The organism is Luteolibacter sp. SL250, from assembly GCF_026625605.1.
Lineage (GTDB): Bacteria > Verrucomicrobiota > Verrucomicrobiia > Verrucomicrobiales > Akkermansiaceae > Luteolibacter.
Genome location: NZ_CP113054.1, coordinates 4,896,987 through 4,916,937 on the forward strand (window position 1 = coordinate 4,896,987; position 19,951 = coordinate 4,916,937).

Consider the following 19,951-nt stretch of genomic DNA (forward strand, 5'->3'; position numbering starts at 1 on the left):
CCTCTTACGCAAAGCCATGAGTTCACGCCGCACTTTCCTCAAGGGCATCGCAGGCACCCTCGCCCTGCCGAGCCTCCAGTCGATCGTCAAAGCAGCCCCCGCCGTGGCGGCCGCCGCTCCCACCCGGCTTGGGTTCGTCTACATCCCGAACGGCGTGAACCTGGACCTGTGGCAGCCGAAGGGCGCGGAGAACATCTCCGAGTCGCTCTCTCCGCTCTCCGGACTCCGCCAGCACTACTCCGTGATGCGTGGACTGGACCACAAGCACGCGAACTCCAACGGCGACGGCGGTGGTGACCATGCCCGCGCGAACGCCACTTTCCTCACCGGTGTGCAGGCGCGGAAGACCTCCGGCGCCGACATCAAGATCGGCGTCTCCGTTGACCAGGTGGCCGCCCAGCAGCTCGGCCACCTCACCCGCCTGCCCTCGCTCGAACTTTCCACGGACCCGCCCCGCCGCTCCGGCAACTGTGACTCCGGCTACTCCTGCGCCTACCAGTTCAACCTCGCCTGGCGGGGTGAGGCGACCCCGGCCCCGGCCGAGCGGGATCCACGGCTGGTGTTCGAGAAAATGTTCGGCTCTGGCGACCCGAAGGAAGATTCCCGCCGCAGGCTCTACCAGAAGAGCGTGCTCGACTTCGTCCTGGAGGACGCGAAGCGCCTGAACAGCCGCCTCGACGGCACCGACAAGTCGAAGATGGATGAGTACCTCACCTCTGTCCGGGATGTGGAAAGCCGCATCCAGCAGGCGGAGAAATTCCGAGTCCAGGCACCGGAGGAACTCCGGCCCAACGGCGTGCCGGAAACCTACAAGGACCATATCCGCACCATGTATGACATGATGGTGCTGGCCTTCCAGACCGACAGCACCCGGGTCGCCACCTACCTCCTCGCCCACGACGGATCGAACCGCACTTTCGGCGAGATCGGCGTGACGGACGCCCACCACCAGCTCTCCCACCACCGGGGGGATCCGGAGATCCTCGCAAAGATCGCCCTCATCGACAAATTCTACATCGAGCAGTTCGCCTACTTCCTCGAGCGGATGCGCTCCATCAAGGAAGGCAGCGGCACCCTGCTCGACCACTCCATGATCGTCTTTGGAGGCGGCATCGCGGATGGCAACCGCCACAACCACAACGACCTCCCCATCCTCCTCGCGGGTGGCGGCAACGGCACCCTCAAGCAGGGCCGCGTGATCGAGGCTCCGAAAGGCACCCCGACGACGAACCTCTACCTCTCCCTGCTCGACCGTATGAACGTGAAGGCGGAGCGCATCGGTGACTCCAACGGAAAGCTCGAGTCCATCGCGTCCTGAGTAAGGAGGGTGGACACTCCTGTCCACCAGCTGCAATGGCGAACAAAGGAGGAGAAGTTTTGGCTCTTTATCAAAGATCGGGGACATAAGGCATCGCTGCCATCATGCCCCTTAGTTTCTTGACCTGAATATAGGCCTGAAGGGTTACGCCCCCCTCCTAACCTCAAAAACCGCCTCATCCCCGATCCTTGGTGTAGACCCCAAGTTTTCAGTTTCCAGTTTTCAGGGAAGAAAGAAGGCTGATCGCGAATCTTTGAAGAAAGGCATCTCTCTTCCTTCGCGCTCTTTGCGCCTTTGCGGTGAATCTTTTCTGATTCGCCAATGCCGCCGGTGGACAAGAGTGTCCACCCTCCTTACTGGGAGCGAAGAAACCTCCTGCCTCGAGCCGTTGTCGGCGCTTCAATGCCCGCTCTTCCCACACGTTTTCCGTTCCTCAGCGGATCACGTGCTTGAAATAGAACTTTTTCGCTTTCCCGTCATCCTCCGCTTGGGGATGTGCTTGCCGGGGTTCCCTTACATTCACGATAGGGTGATTTTTGAGGGTCTTCAACACCGGCGAGCGGTAGCCGAAGAGATCGGGGCTTGTCATCCAGTCCGGCGCGGCAGCGATCGTGTATAAGAACCCACCTGCCTCGATGGTCCGCTCATTCCCTCTGAACGCTTCCAGCGCAAAAGCAACGTCCCCCCGTTTGTTTGTCAGCTCGACAGTGAGTATATCGCCCTTCTTCGCGTAGGCACGTCCGGAGGCCACATTGGGCAGGGTTGCCGTCACCACCGGAGCCCCATTGAGGCATACCCGTGCCATATCGTCAGCCAAGACATAGATCGTCAGCGCATCCAACCGTGAGGCAGTGAAAGGAGTCCCATCCTTCTTCTTTCCCCGGATGGCCGAACGATCACTCGCCATTTCAAAGTCGAAAACCTGGTCGATCTCCCACTTGATGACATAGCGGCGGAACCGCTCGGAAAAGGGATCGTGCTCCCATTTTCCTCGAAGCACATATTTGCCCGGAAACCTGAGCGTCGCGGTGCCATCGGCATTGATCCCCAAGTCGCGCCCGTCATCGACCCGCCACATCCCTGTCGCCGGATCATCTGCAGCAGGTTTCGGCTGCGCATGCAGCACCTGGAGCTGGCCGGCGAAGAACCAAGACAGGATCAGGAACAAAATTACGGGAGAATTTTTCACAATAGGAGGATCCTCAGATCAAGAATTGGCAGCAGGCTCCAAGAAACACAGCAAGTCCACCGCCGCCGCCAAACTCATATCCATGGATACATTCGCCGACAGGCGTTCGGTGAGATGGAAAAGGATGACCTGGCGCAGCGCTTCCGGCTCCTGGATACCTGATCCCAACAACTTTCCACAGGTCACATCGTGACTCCAAATCCCCATGAATTTTGCATTCCGGGGCTGGTTCCCCCCATCATCCATGGGTCCGATATGGATCATCTGGCCCCTACTGTCCCAAGCCGAATAAATCCCTGCCTCAATGTCGGGTGATTCCATCGCACCCCCCGCTGCGACCGGATCCATCCACCATTTCACCCCATCGTCCGCCTTCACTATAATAGGGAGAATCATCTCATATTTCGCCTCGATTGACATGATGGAAAGAGGCTAGAACCTCAGCAACCCATTTGACAATGGGTTGCAACTCCGGGCGGATTCGAACCCGCTGAACGGACTTCGCTGTCCTGTTGCCTTCCGGAGCAAAAAAAACCTCCCGGATGGGAGATTGGAGCGGGCGATGAGATTCGAACTCACGACATCCACCTTGGCAAGGTGGCGCTCTACCACTGAGCTACGCCCGCGACGCTTGAATTGCGTGCGGCGGGACCTAACGACTTACCGCGACGGCTTGCAAGGGCTGATTCGCACCTGTTGGAATTTTTTCCGGATTTTCGATCCCGGGCATTTAAGGCTTCCGTCATGGGGCGTGATCTTCCTTTTTAGTGGACCGAATCGACCCATCCATGAAATTCCAAACCCGATACCTCATCCTTTCGCTCGTTGGAGCGGGCCTGATCTCCGCCCAAGCGGCGGAGGAATACGATCTCGTGATCTACGGCGGCACCTGCGCCGGCGTGATCTCCGCCGTGCAGGCGAAGAAGATGGGCAAGACGGCCATCATCGTCGCGCCGGAGAAACACCTCGGCGGTCTTTCCTCCGGCGGTCTGGGCTTCACGGACACCGGCAACAAGGCGGTGATCGGCGGGCTTTCCCGCGACTTCTACCACCGCGTCTACATGCACTACCAGAAGCCGGAGGCCTGGAAGTGGCAGAAGAAGGACGAATACGGCAACAAGGGCCAGGGCACTCCGGCCATGGACGGTGAGAACCGCACCATGTGGATCTTCGAGCCCCACGTGGCGGAGGCTGTCTTCGAGGACTACGTGAAGGAGTTCAACATCCCCGTCCACCGCGACGAGTGGCTGGACCGCGACAAGGGAGTCAAGAAAGAGGGAACGAAGATTACGGAGATCACCACGCTGAGCGGAAAGACCTACAGCGGGAAGATGTTCATCGACGCCACCTACGAAGGCGACCTGATGGCCGCGGCGAAGGTGGACTACCACGTCGGCCGGGAGGCCAACAGCCAGTATGGCGAGGAGCACAACGGCGTGCAGGTGGGCGTGCTCCACCACCGCCACCACTTCGGCGTGCTGAAGGACAAGATCTCCCCCTATGTCGTCCCGGGTGACAAATCCAGCGGCGTGCTGCCACGCATCAACCCCGGCGACCCGGGCAAGAAGGGCGAGGCGGACAAGGGCATCCAGGCCTATTGCTTCCGCATGTGCCTCACGGACCATGAGCCGAACCGCGTGCCTTTCAAAAAGCCCGCCAACTACGATCCGAAGCAGTACGAACTGCTCGCCCGCGTTTATGAAGCAGGCTGGACGGAGACCTTCGGCAAGTTCGACCCGATCCCGAACCACAAGACGGACACCAACAACCACGGTCCGTTCAGCACCGACAACATCGGCTACAACCATGAGTATCCCGAGGCTTCCTACGAGAAGCGGAAGGAGATCATCCAGGAACACATCGACTACCAGCAGGGCTGGCTCTGGTTCGTCCAGAACGACCCGCGCGTGCCGGAAAACGTCCGCAAGGAAATGGCCCGCTGGGGTCTGCCGAAGGATGAATACACCGACAACGGCAACTGGTCCCCGCAGCTCTACATCCGCGAGGCGCGCCGCATGGTCGGGGCCTTCGTCATGACGGAGAACGAGCTGCGCAAGAAGAAGCCGACTCCGGAATCCGTGGGCATGGGTTCCTACACCATCGACTCCCACAACATCCAGCGCTACATCACGCCGGAGGGTTACGTGCAGAACGAGGGAGACATCGGCGTCTCCACCAACGGGCCGTACGAGATCGCCTACGGATCCCTGGTGCCGAAGAAAGGCCAGGCGGACAACCTGCTCGTCCCGGTCTGCGTCTCCAGCACGCACATCGCCTTCGGGTCCATCCGGATGGAGCCGGTGTTCATGATCCTGGCCCAGTCCGCAGCCACCGCCGCGGTCATGGCCATTGATGACAAGAGCACCGTCCAGGACGTCCCCTACGCGAAGCTGCGCGAGCGCCTGCTCAAGGACGGCCAGATTCTGGAAGCCCCGCACCTCATCAAGGGCAAGCCGGTCAGTAAGCTGGAAGGCACCGTGGTCGATGACAACAACGCGAAGTTCGTGGGCGAGTGGTCCGAAGGCAAAGGCGGTGACTATGTCGCCCTCGCTTACCGCCACGACCAGAACGAGCGCGATCTGGGAACCAAGACCGCCCTCTTCGAGGCGAAGCTGCCGAAGGCCGGGAAATACGAAGTCCGCGTTTCCTATGCGGATCTCGCAAACCGCTCGACGAAGGCAAAGTTCATCATCGGCGCGAAGGGCGGCGACAAGGTGGTGACCGTCAACCAGCGCAAGAAGCCGGAGATCGACGGACTCTTCACCAGCCTCGGCACGTTCGAGTTCGGTGAGGACGCCCAGGTCACCCTCTCGAACGAAGGCTCCGACGGCCACGTCATCGCCGACGCGGTCCAGTGGCTGCCGAAGTGATCCTTCCGGACCACCTCTGATCCATCCAAAGCGGAACGGGCGACCGTTCCGCTTTTTCATTACCCGCACCGCCCCCCGACCGGAGGGAAGCAGCGCTTATTTGCCGAACCGGAAGCACCGCACAATGGCACGCCGGGCGGCGCCCATCTTCCCATCCCGTGCTGCCAGCCAATGATAGAGGCAGGCCGTCGCCGCGACAAAGATGCCTGCCCTGAAAATCGTCAGTAGCAGACGGGACCCTTGGAGCCCGCCCTCCTGCAGAAAGTTGACCAGCAGGAAGAAGAGGACACAAAGCAGGCAGGCAACGCCCATCGCAATCAGACGATCCCGCCATGCCTTGGCACCCCGCAACGCCGCATGCCAATCCGCTACAAGGATGGCGGGAATGACGAGGACCGTGATCATCGCGGCGATCAGGGTACCACTCTCCGTCCATTCCCTCACAGGTATTCCGAAATGGATGGGCCTGCCACCGCTGCCTGCCCGCAGCTTCAGGTAGCGGACCGCTGTTCCCACGACCGGCACCATCATCCCCGCCAAGCAGCAGACCAGCCAGGCGAACCCATGCCGGGAAAAGTCACTCTCCCGGCGTGGCAGGAACACGCGGACGGCAGCGGCGGAGGCAGGTATGTGCACCCGACCCGCGGTTCCCTGACGTTTCTCCGGAATGGCCATGGCTGTAACCTCCGTCAAATGCACCGGAACAGTCAGGGAAATCCTGCGCCCCCGGTGCCGGTGGCCGCAATCCCATCATCCGCATCACACGTCGCAGATGCCGACCGCCTGCTTCAGGCTGCCGATCTTGTCCTCGCGCTTCGGAATGAACTCCTGCGCGACGTAGCCCTTGTAGCCGGTGTCCACGATGGCCTTCATGATGGCAGGGTAGTAGAGTTCCTGCGTCTCGTCGATCTCCGCACGACCGGGAACACCACCCGTGTGGTAGTGGGCGAAGTACTTGTTGTCCTTCTTGATGGTGGCGATGACGTCACCCTCCATGATCTGCATGTGGTAGATGTCATACAGCAGGCCGAAGTTCTCGCTGCCGACGGCCTTGCAGAGCTCCACGCCCCAGGTGCTGAGGTCGCACATGTAGTCCTTGTGGTTCACCTTGCTGTTGAGCAGCTCCATGGTGATCTTGAGATTGAGCTTTTCGGCGATGGGCATGAGCCGCTTCAGGCCGATGGCGCAATTCTCGATGCCCTTCTGGTCGTCCATCCCGTCACGGTTGCCGGAGAAGCAGATCACCTGCTTGCCGCCCGCGTCCGCCACCTGCTTCAGGTAGGGTTCATAGATTTCGATGAGCGTGTCGTGGTGCTCCAGGCGGTTGAACGCCTTTTCGATGCCGCCGACCTTCACGCCCTCCTTGGTGGTGCCGGTCGGGTTGCTGAAGATGGCGCAGGTCATGCCGTGCTTCTTGAGGGTTTCCATGTCCTCCGGCTTCAGCAGCTCGATCGACTGGAGTCCGAAGTCCTTGCCTGCGACGCAGAGGTCTTCCAGCGGGATGTCCTTGTAGCACCACTTGCAGACGGAGTGGTTGATCCGGCCGTTCATGCCGACCTTCGCGGCGGCGTTCTCCGCCGCTCCCAGGCGGTGGGAAAGTGAAGCGGCAGCCGTGGTGACGGCGGCGAATTTGACCGAGGTCTTGAGGAAATTGCGTCGTCCGGAAAAGGAAGAGGATGGATTCATGGCTCCCGCAAGCCTGAGTGGCTGGCATGCCCTGTCAAGCTCCCGGCGGCTTCAATCCTCCTCGATGATCAGGCGCGCCGGACGCTTCATGCGGAGCTGTTCCTCACCCTCCCCGATGTCCAGGCTGTCCAGGACGTTGGTGCGCTTGCGGATCAACCCCGGTGCCCCGGAAGACGGCGCGAAAGACGGCGTTTCCGTGTGGTAGGGATCGTCACCCAGCAGGACTGGCTCCTTGGGCGCGATCGGACTGACATCCACCGCACTGAGCGACCCAAGCTGGGAGGCAGGAGTGAGCCCGTCCGCCATCATGCCGGAATGCACCGAGCAGAACGGAAGGTTCTCCGTTCCTTTGCGGAAATACTCGGTCACCTTCATGCTCTCCATCCGCACGGTGCCCGTTTCCCGATTTTCGACCGCGTGCTGGCAGAACTGGGTCGCGCGCTGTCCGGACTCCGCGCAGACTGGCACCTCCACCACCGTTGGCGGCACCTTGATCTCCCCCCCGCCAAAGGAGGGGGAAGCCGCATTCATCACGGCCTGCCAAACGGGCAGCGCCAGATCCCGGCTGAAGGCACCTTCGTAGATCGGGTCACCGGCTCCGCTCAGAAAACCGGTCCAGACGCCGCAGCTCACCCGCTTGTTGTATCCGAGGAACCAGTTGTCGGAAAAGTCGTGGGTCGTCCCGCCTTTTCCAGCACCGGGAAACGGCTTTTCCACCAGGCCGTCAAGCGCACCCGCAGCGGCCCCTCGCTCCATTCCACCCGCCATCATGCTGTGGACCTGGAACGCGGTCGCGGAATCCACGATCTGCGGCGGAGTGACCGTCACCCGCGGACGGCGGTAGACGATGGCGCTGCGTGAATCCTCGATGCGGTCGATGTAGACCAGTTCCGACGGACCTGCCCGCCCTTCCTTTCCAAAGGTGGCGATGGCCCTCACCGCCTGCTTCATCGACACCTGCTCCCAGCCCACGCACAGTCGGGGGAGCAGCTCGGTCTTCTGCATCGGGAACCCGAATGCCACGGCGGCATCGACGACTTTCTGCAGCCCGACCTGCTGGCCGAGGCGGAGGGAGGCGGCGATCTTCGAAGACTCGAACGCCTCCCGCAGGGGGATATCCTTCCGTTTGATCTGGGGTGCCCTGACCTCCTGCCCCCACTCCCCGACGATGCCCTCCTGCCCGCCCACCATCACGGTGCGGTTGTCCATGTGGTCGTCCAGCACCATGGAGGCCGGGGTCTGCCCGGAGGCGAGCGCCGCCGCATAGAGGAACGGGAAAAAGGCGGTGCCGGGCGGACGCTTGCCCAGCTCGATGAAGTCGTAGTTGGACTGCGCGTAGTCCCTGCCGCCCACGTGGGCGAGAACCTCCCCGGTGGTATGGTCCACCATCAGAACGGCCCCCTGGACATACTCCGGAGGCTTGTCGGAGGCGCGCTTGTAGTCCGCGTGTTTCTGCCGCCGGTAGAGCGGATTCTTTTCGGCACGCACAAGGCTGTCTTCCAGGGACTTCTGCGCGGCCTCCTGCGCGTCCCTCAGGATGGTGGTGTGGATCTTGAAACCGCCCTTTGCCAGGGCCTCCTCGCCGAGCGCCTGCTTCACCCCGTCGAAGATCCGCTCATACAGGTGGGTGGTCCCCCGCAACAGCGGCTTCGGATTCAGGCCCAGAGGGAGGGCCTGCAGCCGGGCGACCTCCGCCTTTGGAAGCATCCCTTCCTTCCCCATCCGGGCGAGGACGAAGTTCCTCCAGTTTTTGTTGCCGGACGGATTCCGCAGCGGTGACAGCGGATTCGGGCTCTTGATGAGGGCCACGATGGACGCGCACTCCTGGGGCTCCAGGTCCATCGGCTCCTTCCCGTAGTAGCCGAGCGCGGCGGAACGGATGCCGTAGTAACTGCTGCCGAGATAGATCCGGTTCACATAAAACCCGAGGATCTCCTCCTTTGAGTAGCGCTTCTCGATCCTACGGGCCAGGAACGCCTCCACCATCTTCCGCTGGATGGTCGATTCCTTCCGCTTGATCGCTTCCTCACGCAGCCCGTACGCGTTCCGGGCGAGCTGCTGGGTGATGGTGCTGGCTCCCTGGCTGTTGCCCCGCCAAGTCTCATAGGCCGCGCGGATCACCCCCCAATAGTCGATTCCCTTGTGCTGCCAGAAGCGGGAATCCTCCCCCGCGACCAGGGCGTCGACGAATCCCTTCGACACCTTGTCCATGCCGATGACGCTGCGGTTCTCGAGGAAAATCCGGCCGATCTCCTCATTATTCCGGTCGAGAATCAGGCTCGGAAGTTCCAGGTCGTTGATGCGGTCCAGATCGTAGGTCTCCGCCCTTTCCCGGTAGGCGCGGGTGTATTGCTCGACGAACACGTAGCTGAAGACCGAGGCCGCCGCGATGAACAGCAGGAACGAAAGCCACAGGCCTTTGCTCTTGTAGAACGGCTTCCTGCGACTCTTGTTGAGCGAGCGATTTTTCTTCTCTGCCATGCCGGATTTCAGATCACCCCCGCCAGAACCGACGGAGACGCTCCCCAACCTCTACCCGACCGGAGACGCTCCCGCAACCCCCGCGTTACTCCGGGTGATCGGAGGAAAAATCGCCTCCAGCGGCACCATTTCCTTCCCGGAGTTCATGAGCCTGGCGCTCTACCACCCTGAACACGGCTACTATGCGAAGGATCTCCGCCAAGTGGGCCGTGAGGGGGATTTCTTCACCAGCGTGAGTGTCGGCCCGCTTTTCGGCAGGATCCTCGCCCGCCGGTTCATCGCCTGGTGGGAGGAAAACCAGCGGCCCTCCCCATGGCGCGTCATCGAGGCCGGTGCCCATGATGGCACACTGGCGGGCGACATCCTCACGGAAATTTCCTCCGTGTCACCCGCCGCATTCTCCGCGCTGGAGTATGCCATCCCCGAGCCACTGCCACGCCTCCAGGCCGCCCAGCGCGAGAAGCTCGCGCCATGGGGGAATGTCCGCTTCGTCAACTCCCCGGAGGATCTGGCCGCCTCCCCGCTGCCGGGCATCGCCTTCGGCAATGAAGTGCTGGATGCCCTGCCATTCGAAATCATCGGCCGATCAGAAGGCGGCTGGCACGAATTCCGGGTGGGACTGGAAGACGAAAAGCTCACCCTCATCAAAGGCCCACCCTACCCCCACGGCCCGGAAGGCGTTTTTCCCGATGGCTACCTGACCGAGATCCGCCGCGACTACGGTGCCTTCTTCCTGCCCTTCCTTGGCGCCCTCCGCCACGGCCTGCTGGTGTGGGTGGACTACGGCTACGACCACGAAACCTACTACCACCCCGACCGGACCACCGGCACCCTGCGTACTTTCTCGAAACACCGCGCCGGGGAGAACCCGCTCAACGCGCCGGGGGATGAGGACATCACCGCCCATGTGGACTTCACCGCCGCGGCGGACGCCGCCCTCGCCCTGGGCTGCCGGATCAATTCCATGAAAACCCAGAGCGCCTGGCTCACGGAGGCCGCCCGGGACCTCCTGCTCTCCATGGAGGGACGCCCGGATCCGTCCCTGCTGCGGCAGTTCCAGACCCTCACCCACCCGGGACAGCTCGGCACCCGATTCCATGTACTAGAGGCATCGTGGCACCCCGGTTGATTCCCCGCCGCTCCGGAATTTCCTTCCCGTATCCCGCCGCCATCCGCTACACAGACCGCACATCCCCGCCGGGATGGCGGAATTGGTAGACGCGCCAGATTTAGGTTCTGGTATCGAAAGGTGTGCAGGTTCGAGCCCTGTTCCCGGCACTTGTTGAGGCAGCGTGATTCCGGGCACGGGACCGGATCTCATTCCTTCCGCCCCATCAATCTCCGGCTAGATCGGGATCGCGACTCCCGTATAAGGGTCGGAATCTGTTTTCCTTCAACAGCAATCGGGATCACCCATGAAAAACCTTCTTCCGTTGGTTCTGGCTCTCACCACCGGTTTTCAACTCCCCGCGCGGGCCGCCGTCACTCCGTACCCGCGCCCGATCGACGACGCGGCAAGCGTGCAGTATCAAGTGAAGGTGGACGGCGTGGAGGTTCCCGGCGTACAGACGGTCCTGGGTGTTGGATATGCCCATTTCGCCTTCACCGGAAAGGTAAGGATCGAGGTGACCTCCACGGAGGCGATCGGGAAGTTTGAGCTGAGTCCGCACCGCCTGAATCTCCCGGTCCAAACCAATGGAAACACTCTCACTTTCGAAATCGCCAAGCCCTGCAAGCTCCAGTTGCGGATCAATGACGGGCAGCGGTTTTTCATCTTCGCGGACCCGGAGGAAACGAACGCTCCGAAGGCAGGTGACCAGGGAGTCCGGTTGCTCACCGAACTCGGTGTTCCGCCATCGAATGAAAAAGTGCAGACCGGGCAATTCCAGAAGGCGATCAACCTTGTGGCCGGCGAAAAAGGGACGCTGGTGGTGCCGGCGGGCATCTACCGGACCGGCACGTTGAATCTGCCGGACGGGCTCTCGCTCTATCTGGCCCCCGGATCATTGATCAAGGGAACCGCGGATCCCAAGGACTACATCTCCACCGGCGAGGAAGCCCAGTTGCTCATGAAGGACGCGCAGGATGTCCGCATCTATGGCAGGGGCGTGATCGACAACAACGGCATGGCCTTGCGCAAGGTCATCGGAGGAAAGAAGAGCAGCACCCGCATGCTGGCGACGAAGAACAGCAGGAATCTCGTCATGGAAGACGTGATACTGCGGGATGCTGCGATCTGGTGCATCCATCCGATGCAGTCGTCCGACATGCAGTTCCGCAACCTCAAGATCATCTCCATGACACGCGCGGAATCCGGTCCCGATGACGGTTACAACACCGATGGCTTCGATCCTGACAATTCCTCGAACATCACCATCGAGAACAATTTCATCTCCGTGGACGACGATGCCATCGCGGTGAAGCTGAACCGGGGAAGCGAGCGCAAGGATATGAGCCGGATCGTCTTCCGTGACAATGTGGTGTTCACCATGTGCTCGGCGCTGAAAATCGGGACGGAAGTAATGGGAGGCTTCACCGTCCGGGATGTTCTGTTCGAGAACAACGATATCCTCCACGCCGACATCGGCATCTCCCTCTACTGCTACCGCGGTGGCTACGCGGAGAATATCCGCTGGATCGGCAATCACTTCGAGAAGACAGCCGTGCTGCCGGACAACAGCCCGCACCACCATTTCTGCAACATCTACATCAACACCCGCTCGACGGAGGGTTTCGGAGGGGCGAAAAATCTGCTGATCAAGGACAACACCTTTGAGAACTACGGTCCGAAACCGTCCGGTGTCCGTGCAAAAGGGCAGAAGCAATTTGTCGACGGAGTCATCATCGAAAATCTGGCCATCGGGGGCAAGACCGTCAAATCCCCGGAAGAAGCGAAACTCAACGTGGACAAGGAAGTCCGCAATCTGCGGTTCGTGGAGTAGGTTGTTGGCGGAGCATGTCGGAATTTGGAATCAGAGGGCACGGAGGGCTGTCAGACTTCTCCGCTGACCGGGGGGGATTGATGCGCTCCGCACATCCAAGCGGATTGGCTGCGCTTTTGTTGGATGGTTCGCTGGCGCCAACGGGGCTTTCGAGCCGTTTCGCTTCGCTTAACAGGGCTCTCGGCCCTCCCGTGCGAAAACATTAAACCCCAATCCCGCGGGCGGGACTGGGGTTTAATGGCGGACAGGGAGGGATTCGAACCCTCGGTACGGTTACCCGCACACACGCTTTCCAAGCGTGCTCATTCGACCACTCTGACACCTGCCCGTTGGAGTGGGCCGGGACGCTAGGAACTCCCCACCGGGTTGGCAACACCCATTTTCACCGGAAACGAAATTAAATCTCAGGCGTCGTCACCGGCAGCCCTGGCAAGGATCCACAGGAGGTCGGAAAGCCGGTTGAAATAGAGGCGGATGGCTTCGCCGACGGGTTCGCCGGATTCGTGGAGGATCCAGGTTTCCCGCTCTGTGCGGCGGGCGATGGTGCGGGCGAAATCGAGCCCGGCTTTCATCATGGAGCCTTCCGCGCCGGGTCTGGCCCAGCCGGTGAAGCGGATGCCGCGCGCCTCAAAAGCCTTCGCGGATTCCTCGATCCGCAGAGCATCCTCCATGGTCAGCGCGCCCTTGAACCGCTCCGCATAGCGTGGGACGTCCTCCGGCACGCAAGCCAGCTCCCCCATGAGGCCGACGAGCTGGGCCTGCACGCCATCGATGAGGCGGATGATTTCCTCATCATGGGCAGCGGCCCGTGCCAGCCCGAGGGCGGCGTTCAGCTCGTCCACGCAACCGAGCACGGCGACGCGCTGCGAGGATTTCCCGATCCGCCGCCCGAAAAGGAGGTCCGTTTCCCCGCTGTCGCCCCGCCCGGTGATGATGCTGCCGCTCATGGCGGAAAACCTAGTGAGCTGCGGGTTTCAGTCGACTCATTCCTCAGCGGGCCTAGACTGCCGCCGTGAAGCTGGCGAAGCTCAATGGCGGTCCCGAGATCTTCCACACCATCCAGGGTGAGGGGATCAGCACGGGCGCGCCCGCGGTCTTCATCCGCGCCTCCCGCTGCAATCTCCGCTGCTTCTGGTGCGACACGGACCACACGTGGAACTTCGAAGGAACGCCGTGGGCTCATGAAAAGGACAGCATCCCCGGCTACAAAAAGCACGTGAAGGAGGAGGCCACCTTCGAGATCGACCCTGCAGAGGCGGCGGAGCGCATCCTGGCTTACGACTGCGACCGGACGGTCATCACCGGCGGGGAGCCGCTGCTGCAGCAGGAGGATTTCCTGAAAGTCATCGCCCACATTCGCGCCGAGGACCCGCAGCACCAGTTCGAGGTGGAGACGAATGGCACGCGCATCCCCACCCCGGAGTTCGCCGCGGCGGTGAACCAGTTCAACATCTCGCCAAAGCTGGGAAATGCCGGCATGCTGGAAAAGACGCGCATCAATCCGGCGGCGCTGGCGTTTTTCACCCGCCACCCGAATGCCTGGTTCAAGTTCGTGGTGGCCACTCCGGCGGACCTGGAGGAAATCGAATACCTCATCCTGGAGCATGGCCTGCCCAGGAAGCGGATCCTGCTGATGCCGGAAGGTCGCACCCCTGCCGAACTGGACCGGTCTTCCGAATGGTTGGCGGAAATCTGCCGGGACCGCCGCTTCCGGTTCTGCGACCGCCTGCACGTCCGGATCTGGGGTGACAAGCGCGGGGTCTGAACCTTAATTTTTCGTGAAGAAGCGAGCAACTTTGTCCTGCGCTCCGGGTTTTCCCTGTGTAATCCCCAAGCCGACCATGAACCATTCCACTCCTCCGCCCGACGATTCCTGGGAGTCCGACGCCGTCTGGAACCTCCTCGACAAGGCCGAACCGTTGAAAGCGGGCGACTCGTTCGTAGATGATCTCGTGCGGATGGCCAGACAGGAACTTGCCCCTGAGCCATGGTGGAAGCGCCTGTTCGCCCCGGCCCCCATTGGTGGATTTGCCGTCGCAGCGGCTGCGGTGGCCATCGGGATCCTGTTCCTTTCCCAGCCCTCTTCCGGCCCCGTGCCCGGAGATTCCCCCCTCGCTACGGTGGAAACTCCAGTTCAAGCGGACCCCTACGATGACCTTCAGGACCTCGCGGAAACCGAGGCCCTGCTGGCTGCGGCGGATCATCTGGATGCCTTCAGCGACCAGGAACTGGGAGATCTCATCGGGTTCTGAACCCTCCGCCAGCCCGGGCGGACTGGCGGTGAGGCAGACCGGACCTTGTCAGGCCAGCTTTTCAAGACGGTCGAGCGCCGCAATGTGGTGGTTGATCCGGGGGAGCAATTCGCTGCGGACCGCCTCCTTGTGTGAAGGCATCATTTCTTCCCCTTCCAGCGCCGCCTCATAGTCGGAACGGCCTTTTTCCTCGCCCTTCTTGAGGGATTCCAGGGCGGAGTCCTCGCCGAACAGATTGGCGGTTCCCTGGACCACCTTCGCGAAAACACCCCAAGCACCTGACTCCTCCTCCGGGGTGCCACCCATCTCCCGCACGTTCTGCGAAAGGCGGGCTGCGGAGAGGGCATGTTCCGTCCGGATCTTCTGCAGTTCCGCGACAGCGGGCTTTCCGGCGTAGTGGTTGATGGCAAGCGAGTAGGTCTCGACGGCAGAAAGCTCACCGCGGAGCAGGCTGTTGCAGACCCGGATGCAGGATTCGTTCGATTCGGTGGTTTTCATGGTGGTAGGTGGTTGGGGTTCGGAGCTTGAAAAGTCCTTCCACCGACGTCGCACGGCGCGTACCCGGTGGGATTTCCTTGGAAACACAAGCATTGCCGGATGCCCTCCGAAGTTATTCCGCATGAACCGGATGCAACGTGCATGAAACTCCGGAGGCAGCGCCCCTGAAATTTTGCATCGGCGAGGGGTCTGGTCCGTGGCATGCTCTCCAACGAATTTCCGGACCGTCCCAGCCATGCCCACGCCCCTTCCTCCTCTTTCCTCCATCCCGCCGGACATTGTCTCCGTAGAGGACTACGAGGTGCTCGCCTACGAGCGGCTGGAAGCCTCCGTCTGGGCCTATCTCTCCGGCGGCGCCGGGGATGAGTCCACCCTGCGGGAGAACCGCAGCGCCTTCGAGCGCATCCGCCTTTCACCCCGGCTGTTCCGCGACTTCGAAGGGGCGAACACCCGCCTTCATCTGGCGGGGAGGAGCTATGAGCACCCCATCTTCCTCGCCCCCACCGCCTCCCACCACCTGTTCCACCCGGAAGGGGAACTGGCCACCGTGCTGGGTGCGGCCGCGATGCAGGCGGCCATGGTGGTCAGCACGCAGGCCAGCACCTCCCTGGAGGACATCGCCCGCGGCTCCCAGACCCCGCTCTGGTTCCAGCTCTACATCCAACAGGACCGGGAGTTCACCGCCGACCTGGTCCGCAGGGCGGAGGTGGCCGGATATGAGGCCCTCGTTGTCACGGCGGACGCGCCGCTCAGCGGTCTCCGCAACCGGGAGCAGCGCGCCGGTTTCCGCATCCCCCCGGGGATCGAGCCGGTGAACCTCCGCGGCATGAATCCCACCCCTCCCGCCACGAAGGTGTTCGGCAGCGAGCTGATGGATTCCGCCCCAACCTGGAAGGATCTGGCATGGCTCCAGGCCCGGACGAAACTGCCTGTCTTCGTCAAGGGCATCCTGGATCCCCAGGACGCCATCATCGCCCTGGAACAAGGGGTTGCCGGCATCATCGTTTCGAACCACGGAGGCAGGACGCTGGACACCCTGCCTGCCGGCATCGAGGCGCTGCCCCGGGTGGCGGAGCGCATCGGAAAACGCATCCCGATCGTCCTCGACGGGGGCATCCGCCGGGGAACGGACGTTTTCAAGGCAATCGCCCTGGGAGCCTCCGCCGTCATGATCGGGCGGCCATATCTGCACGGACTCGCCGCGGCTGGTGCCATCGGCGTGGCCCACGTACTCAGGATCCTGCGGACGGAGCTGGAGGTCACGATGGCCCTCACCGGGACACGCTCGCTGGCGGAGATCACGCCAGCCTCCCTGTGGCCGGAAAAATGACATCCGCCGCCGGGAATTTCACCTCAACGGGTTGCGGTTTCCGGCCTTGCCACGGGCCTCCGGAGCGCGTTCACTCGCCGTCCTCCATTTTTCCCCGTCAACGTGAAAGCGCACGAACTTTACTCCGCAGTCGATCCCGCCATTGTCACCGAAATCCTCGATTGGTTCCGTGCCAACGACCGGAATGTCTATAAGTCCGCCGTCGCCACCCTGGCCGCCAACCGGAAGCTCCGCCCAGTCTTCATCCAGAAGAAGACCCTCCCGGAACAATACGCGTGGATCCTGAAGACCCTCAAGCTGAACGCCTGTGACACCATCGGCGAACACCTCCTGCAGGCCTACCTCATGTCGGCGCAGCAGTCGCTTCTCGCGATGTTCTGCGATGGCCTGGGCATCCCGCACGACGGCAAAGGTTCCGTCGTCGGCGACCTGCCGAAGAAGCTCGATGAAGAGCGTCTGACCAACACCATCAACAAGCTGGTCGACATCTTCGACCCGAAGATGCTCACGGTTTATCTCCGCTGCTTCAACCTGCAGGTTCCCGGCGGCTGGCCTGAACTGACCGCGAAACTGGAATCCGACGAGCGCCTGAAGCTCGCCTGAACGACTCCGACGTCCGGTGTCGGACGCCCGGTTTCCAATGCTCCCTCTTTGAAATCATGCCCAAGGTTTACGTAAAGACCTACGGTTGCCAGATGAACGAGCGCGACTCGGAGCAAGTCGCGCGCATGTTCACCGAGGGTGGCTACGTGGTCACCTCCGACGAATACGATGCCGACGTCATCCTGGTGAACACCTGCTCCGTCCGTGACCAGGCGGAGCAGAAGGCGCTAGGCAAGATGGGCATGACCATGAGCAACCTGCGGGAGAAGCGCCCGCACGTGGTCTACGGCTTCATGGGCTGCATGGCCCAGTCCCGAGGGGATGAGCTTTTCCAGACCATCCCACGTCTGGACGTGGTGGTGGGCACGCAGAAGTACCACAAAGTCTTCGAGTATGTGGACACCATCCTGCGCCGCCGGCTGGAGGCCCGCATGGATGACCCTTCCCTCTCGCTGCAGGGCGCCAGCGTCTGCGACATCGCCGATGAGGAAGGCTCCCAGAACACCATCCGCGACCACCTTCCGAAGGCGAAGAACGCCGCCGCGTTTGTCTCCATCATGCAGGGCTGCAACATGCGCTGCTCCTTCTGCATCGTCCCTGATACGCGGGGCAAGGAGCGCGGACGCCCCATCGCGGAGATCGTGGAGGAGGTCCGCAACCTCGCCGCGCAGGGCGTGAAGGAGATCACCCTTCTCGGCCAGATCGTGAACCTCTATGGCCGCACCGAGTTCCCGAAGGTGGATGGAAAATCCCCGTTCGTGCAACTCCTGGAAGCTGTCCATGAAGTGGAAGGCATCGAGCGTATCCGCTTCACCTCCCCGCACCCCATCGGCTACCGCGACGATCTCGTCGCTGCCTTCACCTACCTGCCGAAGCTGGCCTCCCATATCCATTTCCCGATGCAGAGTGGCTCGGACCGCATCCTCAAGTTGATGCGCCGTCCGTATAAGAACGAAAAGTTCATCGAGATCTGCGAAAAGATGAAGGCCGCCAGGCCCGGCCTCGCCATCACCACGGACATCATCGTCGGCTTCCCGGGTGAAACGGAAGAGGATTTCCAAGCGACGGTGGATACCGTCGAGCGCCTGCAGTTCGACAACGCTTTCGTTTTCCGCTACTCGAAGCGGCGCAACACTCCCGCCGCGGAGATGGACGGCCAGCTTTCCGAGGAGGACAAGGGTGACCGCAACAAGCGGCTGCTCGCCGTGGTTGACCGCATCTGCAAGGAGAAACACGAGGCGCTGGTGGGCACCATCCAGCAGGTCTTCTGCGAAGGCCCGTCGAAGAACAACGCCGCAAAGCTCTCCGGTCGCACCTTCCAGAACAAGATCGTCATCTTCGACGGCAACGCCGAGCGCCTCACCGGTGAGATGGTGGACGTGAAGATCCACGCCTCCACCGGCTTCACCCTCTATGGTGACGTGGTGGGCGTCTGAGCGGCAAGCCCCCCTTCGGCAGCCCGTTGACCGCAGGTTGAAAAATCCGCGCGATGGAGGATAGTGGCCCCATGATGACCGGACTGAAGTCACGCGCCGCCCTGCTGGGAGCCATCCTGGCATCCCTGACGTCCCAACTCCCAGCGGAGGAACTCGCCCTGTGGGTCAAGGTTTCCCTGAAGCCGGAGATCCACGAACGCTACATCGTGGCCGTGCAAAAGAACGTGGAGGAGACCCGCAAGGAACCGTCCAGCCCGCGCTTCGACTTCTATCAGGACACCGCATCTCCGGGCGTCTTCCACCAATTCGAAGTCTGGAAGGATCAGGCTGCGCTGGATGACCACCTCAAACAACCCTACGTCAAAGCCTCCTGGAAGGTCCGGGACGAGGGCGAAACCGCCCCGAAGGAAGTCATCAAGATGGCGCCCTACCGCGCGACGACGACCGCCAAAGCCCCTGACGGCGATCTCTCCGGCAGCCAGAATGTGATCGTGGTCTTTCAACCGGAAGAGCAGCTCAAGGAGGAGTTCCTCAGTGAATTCGACAAGGTCATCGAGGGCGCAAGAAAAGCGGACGGGAATCTTGCGTTCGAACTGTACCGCACCACCGATCCTGCGGGAAAGTTCGTTCTGTTCGAACGCTGGGCAAGCCCAGCCGACTACGCGAAGCATCTTTCCACCCCCTACGTCGCCGCATTCTACAAGCACTTCGAAGCCCTAGTTGAGAACCGCGTGCGCCATTTTGGGAAAGATCTCTCGGTGAAGTGATTTCCGGCGGTGGATGTCTCCCGGTTGGAATCGCAACCAGCATTTCCAATCGCCAAGCGCCCCGGTTTCCGTCATGGTTCCGCTGTCGCAAGACAAGACGGTCCGGCTGAGATGCTTCGAGGTTAATGGGTTTTTCCTCGCAGATGATCATCCGGGCCGTTTTCTTTTTGTACCCTTGGGGAGGCACGCGAATGAAGTTCCTCGGAACCCCTCCATGAGAGGCAGACCGATGGGTTCGGGTGGTGCTATCGCTACTTGTCCCCTTCGTTCTGGATGGACGCTTGTAGATTTTCGCGCTTGGGGCGTAGTGCGTCTAAGGTTGACCTCCATCTGCCGCCGAATTCTCGCACCCGGCCACAACATGATACCGGCAGGTGGGTCGGTTCGCGGATTTCCAACTCTATGCCATGAAATGATTCGATGATCCATCCGGTTGTTCCCCGCCGGGCGGTGATTTCCACCTGCTTGCAGCCGGCGAATCCGGATCACTTGCAGTTTCCGGGTGGAGATAGATGATTTGCCCGCCCGAGGTTATCCGGTCGTTCCGCCTGTGGCCGGTGCTTTCCGGAACTTTCGTTT

Annotated in this window: 17 protein-coding genes and 3 tRNA genes; 11 read left to right on the forward strand and 9 right to left on the reverse strand. The window is 61.6% G+C overall.

Annotated elements, in window-relative coordinates; translation table 11 throughout:
- Positions 1-16 precede the first annotated feature (16 nt).
- Positions 17-1,318, forward strand: coding sequence for a DUF1552 domain-containing protein (locus tag OVA24_RS21235; protein ID WP_267672235.1), 1,302 nt, complete (start codon positions 17-19; stop codon positions 1,316-1,318).
- A gap of 433 nt (positions 1,319-1,751) precedes the next feature.
- Here the strand turns inward: OVA24_RS21235 and OVA24_RS21240 are convergent, their stop codons facing one another.
- From OVA24_RS21240 to OVA24_RS21250, 3 genes are all read right to left on the reverse strand, one after another.
- Positions 1,752-2,486, reverse strand: coding sequence for a hypothetical protein (locus tag OVA24_RS21240; RefSeq protein WP_267672237.1), 735 nt, complete (start codon positions 2,484-2,486; stop codon positions 1,752-1,754).
- A 39-nt stretch (positions 2,487-2,525) separates the two neighbouring features.
- Complete coding sequence (locus tag OVA24_RS21245) at positions 2,526-2,927, reverse strand: hypothetical protein (protein WP_267672239.1); 402 nt, start codon at positions 2,925-2,927, stop codon at positions 2,526-2,528.
- A 131-nt stretch (positions 2,928-3,058) separates the two neighbouring features.
- Positions 3,059-3,133 (reverse strand) — tRNA-Gly (locus tag OVA24_RS21250).
- A 162-nt stretch (positions 3,134-3,295) separates the two neighbouring features.
- Here OVA24_RS21250 and OVA24_RS21255 point away from each other — a divergent pair.
- Entirely contained in the window at positions 3,296-5,377 is a 2,082-nt protein-coding gene (locus OVA24_RS21255) for an FAD-dependent oxidoreductase (RefSeq protein WP_267672241.1), read from the forward strand.
- Between the two features lie 96 nt (positions 5,378-5,473).
- Here the strand turns inward: OVA24_RS21255 and OVA24_RS21260 are convergent, their stop codons facing one another.
- From OVA24_RS21260 to OVA24_RS21270, 3 genes are all read right to left on the reverse strand, one after another.
- Complete coding sequence (locus OVA24_RS21260; protein ID WP_267672242.1) at positions 5,474-6,013, reverse strand: hypothetical protein; 540 nt, start codon at positions 6,011-6,013, stop codon at positions 5,474-5,476.
- A 123-nt stretch (positions 6,014-6,136) separates the two neighbouring features.
- On the reverse strand, positions 6,137-7,063 hold the full coding sequence (locus tag OVA24_RS21265; RefSeq protein ID WP_267672243.1) for a hydroxypyruvate isomerase family protein: 927 nt from the start codon (positions 7,061-7,063) through the stop codon (positions 6,137-6,139).
- 51 nt (positions 7,064-7,114) lie between these two features.
- On the reverse strand, positions 7,115-9,544 hold the full coding sequence (locus tag OVA24_RS21270) for a transglycosylase domain-containing protein (protein WP_267672244.1): 2,430 nt from the start codon (positions 9,542-9,544) through the stop codon (positions 7,115-7,117).
- Here OVA24_RS21270 and OVA24_RS21275 point away from each other — a divergent pair.
- The 3 genes from OVA24_RS21275 (at position 9,543) to OVA24_RS21285 (ending at position 12,486) form a co-directional block, all read left to right on the forward strand.
- Positions 9,543-10,673 (forward strand): class I SAM-dependent methyltransferase, encoded by a 1,131-nt coding sequence (locus OVA24_RS21275; RefSeq protein WP_267672246.1) that lies wholly within the window; start codon positions 9,543-9,545, stop codon positions 10,671-10,673. The two genes, OVA24_RS21270 and OVA24_RS21275, sit on opposite strands and share 2 nt — an antisense overlap.
- Positions 10,674-10,740: 67 nt before the next feature.
- Positions 10,741-10,822 (forward strand) — tRNA-Leu (locus tag OVA24_RS21280).
- A gap of 137 nt (positions 10,823-10,959) precedes the next feature.
- On the forward strand, positions 10,960-12,486 hold the full coding sequence (locus OVA24_RS21285) for a glycoside hydrolase family 28 protein (protein ID WP_267672248.1): 1,527 nt from the start codon (positions 10,960-10,962) through the stop codon (positions 12,484-12,486).
- A 238-nt stretch (positions 12,487-12,724) separates the two neighbouring features.
- Here OVA24_RS21285 and OVA24_RS21290 read toward each other — a convergent pair.
- Together OVA24_RS21290 and OVA24_RS21295 are read right to left on the reverse strand one after the other, a co-directional pair.
- A tRNA-Ser gene (locus OVA24_RS21290) sits at positions 12,725-12,814 on the reverse strand.
- Between the two features lie 76 nt (positions 12,815-12,890).
- Positions 12,891-13,433 carry a cob(I)yrinic acid a,c-diamide adenosyltransferase gene (locus OVA24_RS21295; protein WP_267672250.1) on the reverse strand — a complete coding sequence of 181 codons (543 nt, stop codon included), beginning with the start codon at positions 13,431-13,433 and terminating at the stop codon, positions 12,891-12,893.
- 65 nt (positions 13,434-13,498) lie between these two features.
- Here OVA24_RS21295 and OVA24_RS21300 point away from each other — a divergent pair, with 65 nt between their 5' ends.
- Both OVA24_RS21300 and OVA24_RS21305 read left to right on the forward strand, forming a co-directional pair.
- The gene (locus OVA24_RS21300) at positions 13,499-14,251 is read left to right on the forward strand and encodes a 7-carboxy-7-deazaguanine synthase QueE (protein WP_267672252.1); all 753 of its coding nucleotides are present in this window, start codon (positions 13,499-13,501) and stop codon (positions 14,249-14,251) included.
- A gap of 76 nt (positions 14,252-14,327) precedes the next feature.
- Positions 14,328-14,738 (forward strand): hypothetical protein, encoded by a 411-nt coding sequence (locus OVA24_RS21305; RefSeq protein WP_267672253.1) that lies wholly within the window; start codon positions 14,328-14,330, stop codon positions 14,736-14,738.
- Between the two features lie 48 nt (positions 14,739-14,786).
- Here the strand turns inward: OVA24_RS21305 and OVA24_RS21310 are convergent, their stop codons facing one another.
- Positions 14,787-15,236 carry a DUF2383 domain-containing protein gene (locus OVA24_RS21310; RefSeq protein WP_267672254.1) on the reverse strand — a complete coding sequence of 150 codons (450 nt, stop codon included), beginning with the start codon at positions 15,234-15,236 and terminating at the stop codon, positions 14,787-14,789.
- A gap of 235 nt (positions 15,237-15,471) precedes the next feature.
- On the opposite strand from OVA24_RS21310, the gene OVA24_RS21315 reads away from it, so the two are divergent.
- From OVA24_RS21315 to OVA24_RS21330, 4 genes are all read left to right on the forward strand, one after another.
- Complete coding sequence (locus OVA24_RS21315) at positions 15,472-16,566, forward strand: alpha-hydroxy acid oxidase (protein ID WP_267672255.1); 1,095 nt, start codon at positions 15,472-15,474, stop codon at positions 16,564-16,566.
- Between the two features lie 102 nt (positions 16,567-16,668).
- Positions 16,669-17,169 carry a hypothetical protein gene (locus OVA24_RS21320; RefSeq protein ID WP_267672256.1) on the forward strand — a complete coding sequence of 167 codons (501 nt, stop codon included), beginning with the start codon at positions 16,669-16,671 and terminating at the stop codon, positions 17,167-17,169.
- A 56-nt stretch (positions 17,170-17,225) separates the two neighbouring features.
- A complete protein-coding gene (gene miaB / locus OVA24_RS21325; RefSeq protein ID WP_267672257.1) occupies positions 17,226-18,605 on the forward strand; it encodes a tRNA (N6-isopentenyl adenosine(37)-C2)-methylthiotransferase MiaB in 1,380 nt (459 codons plus the stop codon).
- 71 nt (positions 18,606-18,676) lie between these two features.
- Positions 18,677-19,372: a putative quinol monooxygenase gene (locus OVA24_RS21330; RefSeq protein WP_267672259.1), complete on the forward strand. Its 696-nt coding sequence runs from the start codon at positions 18,677-18,679 to the stop codon at positions 19,370-19,372.
- Positions 19,373-19,951: the final 579 nt, after the last annotated feature.